A 12272-nucleotide genomic window follows, 5' to 3' on the forward strand; every position below is an offset into this window, starting at 1 on the left:
AAGGATTTTTTCCCGCTGGGCGCGCCCCGATACGGTGGCGCGGCGGGGCGCGGAACCCCGGTGCCGGCACCCCTGAAAGCGTGTCGAATATCTTTCCGGCAGGCTAGCGTGCGCTACTCTTCGGCCGACCTATCTACACTCGGCCCCCTCAATTATGTCATTGATATTGTTGAGCTTTCAGGAGCGTCTGTGACGCGCCAAGCCCCCAAACATCAGGAGAAGAACATGACAATGCACACACTGTTAAAAACGCTGCTCGGCGCCTCGGTGGCAGCTGCGATGGCAAGCTCGTTCAACGTGCATGCGCAAACGAGTACCACGTCCGACCAGGCCGGCAGCGCCGCGGGACGGACGCAGGCGAGCGACCAGGTTATGGGCAGTTCGGATAGCGGCACCACCGGTTCGGGCAAGAAGCAGAAGAAACAAAAGAGCAAATCCGGCAGCAGCGCAATGGGCAGCGGCACCAGCGGCACCAGCGGCAGCAGCGGCACATCAAGCAGCGGTGCGATGGGCACCAGCGGCAGCGGCAGCGCGGGCGGCACCAGCGGCAGCGGCAGCACCAGCGGCAGCGGCAGCGGCAGCGGCAGCACCAGCGGCAGCGGCAGCACCAGCGGCAGCACGGGTACGTCCGGCACCAGCGGGACGATGGATAGCGGCATGAGCGGTACGACGGGCAGCGGCAGTTCGATGGGCAGCGGCACCAGCGGCACCAGCGGCTCGATGGACACCGCTACCGGCGCCGGCGGCACCACGGGCACCACCAGCGGTTCGATGGGCACCAGCGGCACCTCGGGCACCTCCGGTACTTCCGGCACCACCGGAACGACGGGCACCACCGGTACGACGGGCACCACCGGTACGACGGGTACGACCGGTACCGGCACCACCACCACGGGCACCAGCGGGCGTTGAATCGGCTTTACCGCCGCGCCCGGCGCCGGCGTGAAAACGGCGCCCTGGAGCGCCGTGCATACATCCGCGCGGGTCGCCGCTCAGGCCTGGCGCAAGGCTAGCGGCGGCGCGCGCCGTGCGCCCGGCGCCGTCGTGACGACAGCGGGCGCGGGCGCCGCGCCGTCGTCGAAGCGGAAGGTCGACACCAGCGCCGACAGCGCGCGCGACTGTTCGCGCAGGGCTTCCGAGGCGGCCGCCGCTTCTTCGACCAGGGCCGCGTTCTGCTGGGTGACCTGGTCCATCTGCGTGATCGCCACATTGACCTGATCGATGCCGGCCGACTGTTCCTGGCTGGCCAGGGCGATGCCCGCCATGATCGACGTGACGCGGCCGATGCTGTCGACGATCTCGGTCATGGTGGCGCCGGCGTCGGCCACCAGGCGGCTGCCCTCCTCGACCTTGCCGCGCGAGTCGCCGATCAGGGCCTTGATTTCCTTGGCCGCACCGGCCGAACGCTGGGCCAGCACGCGCACCTCGGAGGCGACGACGGCAAAGCCGCGTCCCTGTTCGCCGGCGCGCGCCGCCTCGACCGCCGCGTTCAAGGCCAGGATATTCGTCTGGAAGGCGATGCTGTCGATGACGCCGGTGATGTCGGCGATCTTGTTCGACGCTTGCGTGATCGCGTCCATCGTCTCGACCACGCGGCCGACGGTGGCGCCGCCGCGGCCGGCCACGTTCGACGCCGTTTGCGCCAGCGCATTCGCTTCGCGCGCATTGTCGGCATTCTGGCGCACGGTCACGGTCAATTCTTCCATCGAGGAAGCGGTTTCCTCGAGCGCACTGGCCTGCTGCTCGGTGCGCGAGGACAGTTCCAGGTTGCCGGCCGTGATCTGGTCGGCCGCGCCTGCAATCGTCACCGTGCCGCTGCGCACCTGGCTGACGATGCCGACCAGGTTGTCGTTCATCTCCTTCAGGGCGCCCATCAGGGCGCCGGTCTCGCTGGCGCCGCCGGCGGCGATGCGGCTGCTGAGGTCTCCCCTGGCCACGGTCTGGGCCACCGATACCGCCGCCTGCAGCGGCAGCGCGATCGCGCGGCTGATGAAGTAGGCAAAGCCGGTACCCAGCAGCAGCGCCAGCACGGCCAGGCCGACCAGCAGGCGGCGGCCCGCTTCGAAGCCTTCGGCGATGCGCGCCGTGTCCTGCGCGACCGTACGCAGCTGGTGGTCGAGCAGGGCGCGCAGGCTGCCGATGTAGGCAGTCACCTTCGGCAGCATGTCGCTCTGGAAAAATGCCGCTGCCGCCTCGTGATTGCCATCGGCCTTGTGCTTGAACGCCGTCTTGCGCGCGGCGCGGTAGGCTTCGCGCGCTTTCAGCACATCGGCGAACAAGGCGCCGGCGACCGCGTCGTCAGCCACGCTTTCCTTCATCGAGGCTTGCAGCTCGTCGGCGCGCTTGGACGAAGCCGAGATCGCGTCGAGGAAGAATTTTTCGTCGGCCGGATCGCTCAGCCTGGCGGCGGCCAGCGTGCGCGCGGCGTTCGTCTCGACCACTGCCAGCCATTCCTGCAGCTGCCCGGCGCGGTGCATGCTCTGGCCCGACAGGCGCAGGGTGAGGCTGTCTGCCTTGCCCATCTGGACGATGCCGACGGCGGCCACCGCCAGCATCAAGCTCAGGACCGTGCCGAAGCCGGCGAGAAGGAGGGTACGAATCGTGAAATCGTTCAGTTTCATGGAGCGCCTTACCGTGCGGAAGCCAGACGTGGAAAAAGGGTTGAATGTGTTCTGGTTTCTGTGTGGAAACCTGGTTCATTCTTGCACTTTTTTGACTTTTCGTAGCTTTATTTGCCGCGGAAACGACGATTTGGCGGCTGATGTAGCATGGGGGCAACAGGGTCAGTAGAAGCCGTCATTGCCGCGCCGGCAGGCGCCGGCGAGCGCGCGGCCGCACCGAAGCAGGCAGGCGGGCCGCCTTGCTTGTTGACTGCGCTAATACTTGTTTCGGCTTTAACACTGCAGGTGATAACGCGGATCACTGCTGCGGTGTACGCACCAGCTTGCGCACGTCCAGTCCTTGTCCCGACAGGCGCGCCACCAGCGCGTCGTAGGCCGCTTTGTCGACCGTCGGGGTACGCGACAGGATCCACAGGTATTCGCGCTTCGGTTCGCTCACCGCCGCCAGTCCATACTCGCGGTCGAGGTCGATGATCCAGTAATCGCCCCAGACCATTGGAAGGAACGAGAGCAGGGCCGGCGCGAAGCGCACTTTCAGGCGCGGCGAATTGGCTGCGCCGACCTGGCGCGCCACGCCGATTGCCACGTCGGTGCCGCCGTCGGCCAGGCGGCAGCGGTTTTCGACCCGCACCCGGCCGTCGGGCAGGGCGCTATAGGTGGCTTTCGTGAAACCGGCGCACTTGCGCTGGAAGCGGTTCGGGAACTTCGCGATCTCGTACCACTCGCCAAGGTAGCGCGGCAGGTCGAGCGCGGGGATGGTGGCCAGGTCGCTGCGCGGATTGGCCTCGCCGCTGGCGGCCCAGGCCTTCATCCCCAGCAGCGCCATGCAGACCAGCAGCGTTCCCTTGGCCAGGGGCGACATCAAGCGCTTGTTCATGGTGGTTCCTCGTTCGTCGATACCGCCATGGTAGGGCGCAACGGCGAACGCGGCCGCACGAATCGCGACCGTGCGCCTGGCGCGGCGGGGGGCAAAAAAAACGCCACCCCGGGCGGGCTGGCGTCATGGGACGAGTCCCGGTACCGTTTTACTCCGCGGACTTGGCCTGGGCCGCCTGCAATTGTTCGCGCAACTGGTGCACGGGCACCTGGGTATAGTCCTTGTTGAATTCCTGCTTGATCACCGCCTTGACGTGCGCATCGAGGTTGTTGCGCAGCGTGCCGAGGAACTGGGGCGAAGCCGAAATCACGAGCGACTGGTAACGGCCTTCCTGCTGGGCTTTGAGCAGGTAGTGCGACAGGTCTTTCGCGAACAGCTCGGTTTCGTGCTCGGCCGGCGTCTGGTTCGGCTCGTACTGGCTGTTCGGCGCACCCGCGCTGGCATTGTGCTGCGCGCCGCCGCCCTGCGCGCCGCCGATGGCATGCCCGCTCTTGCCCGCTGCCAGATTGCCGACCCGGTCGGTGTTGATTTCCTGGTCGCGCAGGCGCGCGCCGTTGTTGACCATGTCTTCCAGTTCTTGCAGCGGTTCTGCTGGACCGTCCTCGGAGAAGAATCGTGCGCGGCCCGCATTGGCCGTGATAATCCAGGTTGTTGGCATGCTACCCCCTGTCAATGATGAAGCGTGAATGAAGTCCGATCCCGCGGCCAGGCACGGGGCCGGCTTGCTGCGGGCACGGACATAAAGACCGGCGATCGCATACAGATGAGTCCTGTCAGGGGTGTGTCGACCCTGGGCGTACACCCGGCATGGGCGCGGCGCCCTAACAGCGCGACCGGATCCATCTGCATTCGATCGTCGCGTCGATCCAGTATAGCACCGGGGTCGCCCAGCCCGACGCACCCCATGCGCGCGCCATCTTGCGCCTCTCCTGGCGCAAAATCAGGGGCATCCATCGACCACTGCGGAAGAACGGCATGCACCCTGCACGCATCCCCGGAGCCACCCCATGCAGCGCACCCTGATCGTCGTCGGCCTCGTCATCGCCGCCGTCGGCCTGGCCTGGCCGTGGCTGCGCCGGCTCCCCTTCGGCCGCCTGCCGGGCGACATCCACATCGTGCGCGAAGGCTTCAGCTTCAGCTTCCCGATCGTCACCTGCATCGTCGTTTCGATCGTCATCTCGGTCATTCTCTGGATCTTCCGGCGCTGAGCAGCGCCTGGCGCCATCGCCGCCAGCCGGCCCGCCATTGGCAGTGCCCGGCTTTTCCATTAGCATCGCCTGATTTACAACACTGGAACACGGAGCCGTCATGCAGTCTATCTTGCGCAGCACCCTGGCCGCGGGGCTGTTCGCCGTCGCCGCCCACGCCGGGGCGTCCGACGACCACCCGAAGGCATCGGCCGTCGTTGCCGCCGCCGTCTCGGGGGTCGACGTCGCCGCGATCGACAGCGGGGTGCGCGCACAGGACGACTTCTTCCGCTACAGCCAGGGCAAGTGGCTCAAGGATGTCGAGATTCCCGCGGACCGTTCGAGCTGGGGCGCCTTCAACGCGGCCCAGGACAAGGTCGAAGGCCAGATCACCGGCATCATCGCCGGGGCGGCGCGCGACAAGGGCGCCAAGGCCGGCTCCGCCGCGCAAAAGATGGGCGACTACTACACGAGCTACCTCGACGAGGCGCGCCGCGATGCGCTCGGCCTGCAACCCCTGGATGCGGAACTCGCGCGTGTGAAAGCGTTAAAAGACAAGCGCGGCATCGCGCAACTGGCGGCGCATTTCTCGCGCATCGGCGCCGGCTCGCCGCTCGACATGCATGTCGGCCAGGACAACCGCGACGCGACCCGCGTGGTGGTCTCGGTCAGCCAGTCGGGCCTGGGCCTGCCCAACCGCGACTACTACTTGCAGGACGACGTGCGCCTGCAGGACATCCGCGACAAATACCAGGCCCATGTGGCGAAGATGCTGGCGCTGGCCGGCCACGCGGACGCGGCGGCAAAAGCCGCGCGGGTCGTCGCCCTGGAAACGGACATCGCGCGCGCGCAGTGGAGCGCGGTCGAGAACCGCGATCCGGTCAAGCGCTACAACAAGCGCTCGCTCGCGCAGTTGAAGGAGAGCATGCCCGGCTTCGACTGGAGTGCCTGGATGAAGGAAACGGGCGCGCACGGCAAGGTCGATGCGCTGATCGTCAACCAGCCGAGCTACCTGGCCGCCCTGGACCGGCTGATCGCCGCCACGCCGCTCGGGACCTGGCGCACGTACTTCGAATTGCGCCTGCTCGGCAGCTACGCGCCCTACCTGTCCAAGCCGTTCGTGGACGAGGGCTTTGCCTTCCGCGGCGCCATCCTCTCGGGCGCGAAGGAAAACCGCGCGCTCGACAAGCTGGCCGTCGCCCAGGTCAACCGCGACCTGGCCGAGATGGTCGGCAAGGTGTATGTCGAGCGCCATTTCCCGGCCGAGCGCAAGCAGCAGGTCGAGGCGATGGTGCAGCATTTCGTGGTCGCCTTCCGCGAAGGCATCCAGACCCTCGACTGGATGAGCGACGAAACGAAACAGCAGGCGCAGTTGAAGCTGTCGAAACTGAAGGCCAAGATCGGCTATCCGGACAAGTGGCGCGATTACTCGGCCCTGAAGATCGCGCGCGATGACCTGGTCGGCAACGTGATGCGCGCGCGCCAGTTCGCGCACGACCACGCCATCGCCAAGCTGGGCAAGCCGGTCGACCGCGCCGCCTGGAGCATGCCGCCGCAAACGGTCAACGCCTATTACAGCCCGACCCTGAACGAAGTCGTGTTCCCGGCCGCGCGCTTGCAGTATCCGCTGTACGACGCCGGCGCCGAACCGGCGGTCAACTACGGCGCGGTCGGCATCTCGATCGGACACGAGATCAGCCATGCCTTCGACGACAAGGGTTCGCAGTTCGACGGCGACGGCAACCTGCGCAACTGGTGGACGAAGGAAGACGCGGAAAAGTTCGCCGCGCGCGGCAAGGTGCTGGTCGCCCAGTACGCCGCCTACAGCCCGCTGGCCGGCTACAACGTGAACGGCGAACTGACGCTGGGCGAAAACATCGCCGACAACGCCGGCGCCATCATGGCCAGCCGCGCCTATGCCATTTCGCTCGAGGGCAGGCCGGCGCCGATGATCGACGGCTTCACCGCCGAGCAGCGCCTGTTCATGGGCCTGGCCCAGGCCCGGCGCGGCAAGGCGCGCGACGCGGCCTTGATCTCGCAGGTGAAATCGGACCCGCATTCGCCTCCGGAATTCCGCGTCAACGGCAGCATGCGCAACCACCCCGGCTTCTACCGTGCCTATGGCGTGCAACCGGGCGACAAGATGTACCTGGCGCCGGAGCAGCGCGTGACCTTCTGGTAACGCTCGCCTGCAACGGGCGTTTGCGGCAGGATGGGGCGGGCGGCTTCAGCGCCGCACCCCGAACACCTGGGTCCAGTAGACAAAGCCCGGCATGCGCGCGCGGCTGATGTCGTAGCCCGCGCCCATTTCGGTGAAGGCAGGATTCATCAGGTTGGCGCAGTGGCCCGGACTGGCGATCCAGCCGGCCACCGCTTCCTGGGCCGAGGGCTGGCCCGCCGCGATGTTCTCGCCGATGAGTGTCCAGTCGTAGCCGGCGCGCGTGGCGCGCGTGGCCACCTCGCTGCCGTCCGAACCCTGGTGCGCGAAGCGCCGGCGCGCCGCCATGTCGCGGCTGTGCGCCAGCGCCGCCGCCGCCAGCGCGTCGGCCCAGGCCAGCGGCGCGGCCGCGCCGAAGGCGCGCTCGCCGCAGTTGCGCGGCACGGCGCGCGCGGCGTTCACCCTCGCCAGGATCTCGCGCCCGACCACCTCCTGCGCGGGCAGGGTGATCGGCAACAGCGGGCGCGCCAGCACGATCGTCCATTGCTCGCCCTGGCGCGCGGCGCCGATGTCGCTGTAGGCCGGATCGAGGAGCACGCGGCAGTAGGGCTGGCGGATCAGGTCCATCACGCCGGCCGCATCCAGGGCGCCGCGGGTGGAGATGATCTCGACCCGGGCCGCGTGGTAGCCGACGCGCTCGAGTTCGTATTCGGGAAAGGCGCCGGGGCCGATGCGTACGCGTCCCAACGCCGCCTGGGGCGTCAAGCCGGGCGCCGGCGCGAAACGGACGCCCGCGCAGGCGCCGGGCGCCGCGCGATAGGCATTGACCAGGGCGACCAGGCGGCCGTCGTTGTGCGCCTGCGCGCCGCCGGCAAGGAGCAGGGCGGCCGCGGCGAGGAGGAATCGGAAGCGGATACGGAGCATCGGCGGCATGGCGGCAAGTGGCGACGCCGGCCCGCCGGAATAGGTGCCACGTGCTGTCGGCGGCCGGAATTCACATCGATTTCCGGTCGAGCATACCCGCGTGGCGCGACCCGTGCTTTTCCGGTTGCCCTTGCCGGCAACTGGACCCGGGGTTGCGCTCATGGTCCGCCGACGTCGGCGTAGCCGCCGCCGAGCTTGCGCAGCGCATCGCGCGGGACGCCGTCGAGCCCCAGCATCGGCGAAATATCCGGATCGATCGCGAATTCGTCGGCGAAGAAGGAGACGAAATGGCTGATCTTCAGCGAGGGCCGGCGTGCCGGCTGGAACACGACGTTCAGCGGCAGCGGCGGCAGCCGGTAGCGCGTCAGGATCGGTTTGACGCGCCCGGCACGGATGTCGTCGCCGTACGCCCATTGCGGCGTGTAGCAGATGCCGAGGCCCTCGACCACGGCGGCGCGGATCGCCTCGGAACTGTTCGACTGCAGGTGGCCGTTGACGCGCACCGAGTGCTGGGCGCCGTCCTCGTCCTGGAAATGCCATTCGTTCAGGTTGGCCAGACCGGTGTAGACGATGCACTGGTGTTGGCCGAGCTCCCCGGGATGCCGCGGCTCGCCGTGCTTTTCCAGGTAGCCGGGCGAGGCCAGCGCCGCCCGGTGCGCGGTGCCGATGCGGCGCGCGATCAGGCGGCTGTCCTTTAATTCGCCGACGCGGAAGGCGACGTCGATACCGCCCACCACCAGGTCGACGAAGCTGTCGTCGAGTTGCAGGTCGAGCTTCAGCCGCGGATAGCGCGCAAAGAAGGCGCCCAGCCGCGGCACGATGTGCAAGCGGCCGAACGAGACGGGGGCAGCCACGCGCAACACCCCCGAAATCTCGTTCTCGGTGCGCTGGACCTCGACCCGCGCTTCCTCGAGCATATCGATCACGGTGCGGCAGCGTTCGTAATAGCGCTTGCCCGCCTCGGTGAGGGAATGGCTGCGCGTCGAGCGCACCAGCAATTTCACGCCGAGCATGGTTTCCAGCGCCTGCACCTGCTTGCTGATGGCCGACTGGGTACTGCGCTCCTCGCGCGCGACGGCCGAGAAATTGCCGGTCTCAACTACCCGGACAAAGGTTTCCATCAAGCGCAAACGGTCCATGTCATGCTCCATCTATTCCTGTCAGGAATAAATCATATCATCCGCACTGGTCTATCCGCGCGCGCCAGGAATACTTATAGTCGATGCTGTAGTGGCCGCCGGCGCTGGCTCCCGATAGTGCAGCGACCGGCGGCCCGAATATTTCCCTCTCGGACAAGAAAAGGATCGACCATGACCAACAAACTCTTCCAGCCCACCCGTATCGGCGACATCGAGGTTGCCAACCGTGTCGTGATGGCGCCCTTGACCCGTAGCCGCGCCGACGAGGCCGCCGGCGACCTGCCGGGCAGCCCGATGAACATCGAATACTACCGCCAGCGCAGCAATGCCGGCCTGATCATCAGCGAAGGCACCCAGGTTTCGCCGGTCGGCAAGGGCTACATGGCCACGCCCGGCATTTACTCGGACGCGCAGGTCGAAGGCTGGAAACCGATCACCCAGGCCGTGCACGATGCCGGCTCGAAGATCATCGCCCAGATCTGGCACGTGGGCCGCGTCACGCACCCGGAGCTGACGGGCGGCGCGCAGCCGATCGCCCCGTCGGCCGTGACCGCGAAAGTGACGGCCTATACCCACGCCGGCAAGGTCGAGGCGCCGGAGCCGCGCGCCCTGGCGCTCGATGAAATCAAGGAAATCGTCGCCGAGTACCGCCGTGGCGCGGCGAATGCGATCCGTGCCGGCTTCGACGGCATTGAAATACATGGCGCCAATGGCTACCTGATCGACCAGTTCCTGCGCGACGGCGCCAACAAGCGCACGGACGAGTACGGCGGCTCGATCGAGAACCGGGCCCGCTTCGCGCTGGAAGTGGTGGACGCCGTGGTGGCCGAGGTCGGCGCCGGCCGGGTCGGTATCCGTCTCTCGCCGGTGACTCCAGCGAACGACCTGGCCGACAGCAATCCGCAAGCCGTGTTCGGCTATCTGGTCGAGGAGTTGGACAAGCGCGGCATCGCCTTCATTCACTTCATCGAAGGCGCCACCGGCGGACCGCGCGACGTGCCCGGCTTCGATTTCGCCTGGGCCCGCCAGGCCTTCAAGGGCACCTATATCGCCAACAACGGCTACGACCGCCAGATGGCGATCGATGCGGTCGAGGAGGGCCGGGCCGATGCCGTGGCGTTCGGGCGCGCGTATATCGCCAATCCGGACCTGGTGCAGCGCCTGAAGCTGAACGCGCCGCTCAATACGCCCAATCCACAGACCTTCTATGTGCCGGGCGAGGCCGGATATATCGATTATCCGACGCTGGAGCAGGCGGCCTAAGCTGGTTTAGCGGGAACGAGAACGCCAACCTTCGGGTTGGCGTTGTTCATTGACGCTTGCGTGACGCGACGATGCCGGGCGACCCGGCAAGGATGGCTCCACCCGTGCACAATTGCATTTCATTTAACCGTCCACCCGGCAGTACAATCGTCGGCACCATCCACGATCAATCCGCCATGCATACTCCCGCCATCGCCGCCGCTGCCATGCTTGTCCTGGCCGCGCCCTCCCCCCATGCCCAGCCGGCCGGCCAGGTCGTGCAAGTGAAAATCGGCACGGCTGCGCCGCTCTCGGGCACCGGCGCCCACCAGGGCAAGGACATCGAAAACGGCGCCCGCATGGCCATCGACGAGCTCAATGCAAAAGGCATTGTGATCGCGGGCAACAAGGTGCAATGGCTCCTGCAAGCGGAAGACGACGCCGCCGATCCGAAGACGGGCGCGGCGGTGGCGCAGAAGCTGGTCGACGCGAAGGTGGCGGCCGTGGTCGGCCACCTCAATTCGGGCACGACGGTGCCGGCCTCGAAGATCTACAGCAACGCCGGCATCCCGCAGATCTCGCCGGCCGCGACCACGCCGCTCTATACGAACCAGGGTTTCAAGACGGCGTTCCGGATCGTTGCCAACGACAACCTGGTCGGGCGCATCCTGGCGGCCTATTCGATCGGCACCCTGAAGGCGAAGAAAATCGCCGTGATCGACGACCGCACGGCCTTCGGCCAGGGCCTGGCCGACGAATTCGTCAAGCGCGTCAAGCAGGCCGGTTCCGGCGCCGCCGTGGTCAGCCGCCAGTTCACCAACGACAAGGCAACCGATTTCAACGCCATCCTGACCCAGATCCGCGCGCGCGATCCGGACGTGATTTTCTATGGCGGCATGGATGCGGTGGCCGGTCCCATGCTCAAGCAGATGAAGGCGCTCGGGCTGCGCGCGAAACTGGTCTCGGGCGACGGCGTCTGTTCCGAGAAAATGCCGCAGCTGGCGGGCGACGCGCTGGTCGACGACAAGGTGTTTTGCGTCGTCGCCGGCGGTGTCGGCGGTCCGCAGGAAGCCGGCCTGGCTGCATTCAACGAGCGCTACCAGCAACGCTACAAGATGCCGGTGCAAACCTATGCACCCTATGCCTACGATGCGGTGATGGTGTTCGCGAAAGCGATGCAGCAGGCCAATTCGAGCGCGCCGGCGGCATTCCTGCCGGCGCTGACCACCGTCAAGCACGAGGGCGTGACCGGCAGCATCGCCTTCGATCCGAAGGGCGACCTGAAGAATGCGGCGCTGACCTTGTACACCTACCGCAAGGGGCAGAAGACCAAACTGATGGTGCTGCGCTGACATCCGGCGCTGAAGCGACAAGGCCAGCCTGGGGCTGGCCTCGTTCATTCCGGCGCCGGCGCTCAGGCCAGCAGCTTGAGCAGCGCTTGCGCCGCCACTTCCGACGATGCCGGATTCTGGCCGGTGACCAGCAAGCCGTCGGTGACCGCATACGGCTGCCAGTCGCCTGCCTTCGAATAGATGCCGCCATTTTTCTTCAGCATGTCTTCGACCAGGAAGGGAACGACCTGCGTCAAGCCGACCGCTTCTTCCTCGGTATTCGTAAATCCGGTCACCTTCTTGCCGCTCACCAGCGGCTTGCCGTCCGCGCCTTTGACATCGCGCAGCACGCCGGGCGCATGGCACACGGCCGCGACCGGCTTGCCGGCGGCGATCATGGCTTCGATCAGCGCGATCGAGGCCTTGTCGTCGGCCAGGTCCCACAGGGGGCCGTGCCCGCCCGGATAGAAGACAGCGTCGAATCCGCTTGCATCCACTTCGGCGAGCCTGCCGGTGGCCGCCAGCGCCGCCTGTGCCTGCGGATCGGCCTTGAAGCGCCTGGTCGCTTCGGTCTGGGAATCCGGTTCGTCGCTCTTCGGGTCGAGCGGCGGTTGGCCGCCCTGCGGCGATACCAGCGTCAGCCGGGCGCCGGCATCCTTGAGCGTGTAATAAGGCGCGGCGAATTCCTCGAGCCAGAAGCCGGTTTTCTTGCCGGTGTCGCCGAGTTGGTCGTGCGAGGTCAATACCATCAGGATGTTCATGCGGGGGTCCTTTGCAGTGATCGGTGAGTCGT

The 12272-nt window shown here is 66.9% G+C and carries 11 protein-coding genes; 5 read left to right on the forward strand and 6 right to left on the reverse strand.

The features are described 5' to 3' along the window. Nucleotides 1-225 precede the first annotated feature (225 nt). A complete protein-coding gene (locus tag ACFPOU_RS20505; RefSeq protein ID WP_379725730.1) occupies nt 226-912 on the forward strand; it encodes a hypothetical protein in 687 nt (228 codons plus the stop codon). An 80-nt stretch (nt 913-992) separates the two neighbouring features. Here ACFPOU_RS20505 and ACFPOU_RS20510 read toward each other — a convergent pair whose 3' ends face one another. The 3 genes from ACFPOU_RS20510 to ACFPOU_RS20520 form a co-directional block, all read right to left on the reverse strand. Further along, a complete protein-coding gene (locus tag ACFPOU_RS20510; protein WP_379725733.1) occupies nt 993-2621 on the reverse strand; it encodes a methyl-accepting chemotaxis protein in 1629 nt (542 codons plus the stop codon). 298 nt (nt 2622-2919) lie between these two features. Then, entirely contained in the window at nt 2920-3498 is a 579-nt protein-coding gene (locus ACFPOU_RS20515; RefSeq protein WP_379725736.1) for a lipocalin family protein, read from the reverse strand. 148 nt (nt 3499-3646) lie between these two features. Next, nucleotides 3647-4156, reverse strand: coding sequence for a host attachment protein (locus tag ACFPOU_RS20520; RefSeq protein ID WP_379725739.1), 510 nt, complete (start codon nt 4154-4156; stop codon nt 3647-3649). 349 nt (nt 4157-4505) lie between these two features. Here ACFPOU_RS20520 and ACFPOU_RS20525 point away from each other — a divergent pair, with 349 nt between their 5' ends. Then, nucleotides 4506-4706 (forward strand): DUF2905 domain-containing protein, encoded by a 201-nt coding sequence (locus ACFPOU_RS20525; RefSeq protein ID WP_379725742.1) that lies wholly within the window; start codon nt 4506-4508, stop codon nt 4704-4706. Between the two features lie 100 nt (nt 4707-4806). Continuing rightward, a complete protein-coding gene (locus ACFPOU_RS20530) occupies nt 4807-6867 on the forward strand; it encodes a M13 family metallopeptidase (protein ID WP_379725745.1) in 2061 nt (686 codons plus the stop codon). Between the two features lie 45 nt (nt 6868-6912). On the opposite strand, the gene ACFPOU_RS20535 is transcribed toward ACFPOU_RS20530, so the two are convergent. Then, the gene (locus tag ACFPOU_RS20535) at nt 6913-7776 is read right to left on the reverse strand and encodes a CAP domain-containing protein (protein WP_379725748.1); all 864 of its coding nucleotides are present in this window, start codon (nt 7774-7776) and stop codon (nt 6913-6915) included. Between the two features lie 149 nt (nt 7777-7925). After that, nucleotides 7926-8906: a LysR family transcriptional regulator gene (locus ACFPOU_RS20540; RefSeq protein ID WP_379725751.1), complete on the reverse strand. Its 981-nt coding sequence runs from the start codon at nt 8904-8906 to the stop codon at nt 7926-7928. Nucleotides 8907-9077: 171 nt separating this feature from the next. On the opposite strand from ACFPOU_RS20540, the gene ACFPOU_RS20545 reads away from it, so the two are divergent. Together ACFPOU_RS20545 and ACFPOU_RS20550 are read left to right on the forward strand one after the other, a co-directional pair. Further along, nucleotides 9078-10169 (forward strand): alkene reductase, encoded by a 1092-nt coding sequence (locus ACFPOU_RS20545; protein WP_379725754.1) that lies wholly within the window; start codon nt 9078-9080, stop codon nt 10167-10169. Nucleotides 10170-10345: 176 nt separating this feature from the next. Then, complete coding sequence (locus ACFPOU_RS20550) at nt 10346-11500, forward strand: branched-chain amino acid ABC transporter substrate-binding protein (RefSeq protein WP_379725757.1); 1155 nt, start codon at nt 10346-10348, stop codon at nt 11498-11500. A 62-nt stretch (nt 11501-11562) separates the two neighbouring features. On the opposite strand, the gene ACFPOU_RS20555 is transcribed toward ACFPOU_RS20550, so the two are convergent. Next, nucleotides 11563-12240 (reverse strand): type 1 glutamine amidotransferase domain-containing protein, encoded by a 678-nt coding sequence (locus ACFPOU_RS20555; protein ID WP_379725760.1) that lies wholly within the window; start codon nt 12238-12240, stop codon nt 11563-11565. Between the last annotated feature and the right edge of the window lie 32 nt (nt 12241-12272).

The organism is Massilia jejuensis (assembly GCF_042656795.1).
In the GTDB taxonomy this organism is placed as follows: domain Bacteria; phylum Pseudomonadota; class Gammaproteobacteria; order Burkholderiales; family Burkholderiaceae_D; genus Telluria; species Telluria jejuensis.

Excerpts from the sequence above, each read along its gene's own strand:
- ACFPOU_RS20545 (WP_379725754.1), top strand. The coding sequence starts at position 9,078 with ATGACCAACAAACTCTTCCAGCCCACCCGTATCGGCGACATCGAGGTT.
- ACFPOU_RS20520 (WP_379725739.1), bottom strand. The coding sequence starts at position 4,156 with ATGCCAACAACCTGGATTATCACGGCCAATGCGGGCCGCGCACGATTC.
- ACFPOU_RS20525 (WP_379725742.1), top strand. The coding sequence starts at position 4,506 with ATGCAGCGCACCCTGATCGTCGTCGGCCTCGTCATCGCCGCCGTCGGC.
- ACFPOU_RS20540 (WP_379725751.1), bottom strand. The coding sequence starts at position 8,906 with ATGGACCGTTTGCGCTTGATGGAAACCTTTGTCCGGGTAGTTGAGACC.
- ACFPOU_RS20535 (WP_379725748.1), bottom strand. The coding sequence starts at position 7,776 with ATGCCGCCGATGCTCCGTATCCGCTTCCGATTCCTCCTCGCCGCGGCC.
- ACFPOU_RS20505 (WP_379725730.1), top strand. The coding sequence starts at position 226 with ATGACAATGCACACACTGTTAAAAACGCTGCTCGGCGCCTCGGTGGCA.
- ACFPOU_RS20510 (WP_379725733.1), bottom strand. The coding sequence starts at position 2,621 with ATGAAACTGAACGATTTCACGATTCGTACCCTCCTTCTCGCCGGCTTC.
- ACFPOU_RS20530 (WP_379725745.1), top strand. The coding sequence starts at position 4,807 with ATGCAGTCTATCTTGCGCAGCACCCTGGCCGCGGGGCTGTTCGCCGTC.
- ACFPOU_RS20555 (WP_379725760.1), bottom strand. The coding sequence starts at position 12,240 with ATGAACATCCTGATGGTATTGACCTCGCACGACCAACTCGGCGACACC.
- ACFPOU_RS20515 (WP_379725736.1), bottom strand. The coding sequence starts at position 3,498 with ATGAACAAGCGCTTGATGTCGCCCCTGGCCAAGGGAACGCTGCTGGTC.
- ACFPOU_RS20550 (WP_379725757.1), top strand. The coding sequence starts at position 10,346 with ATGCATACTCCCGCCATCGCCGCCGCTGCCATGCTTGTCCTGGCCGCG.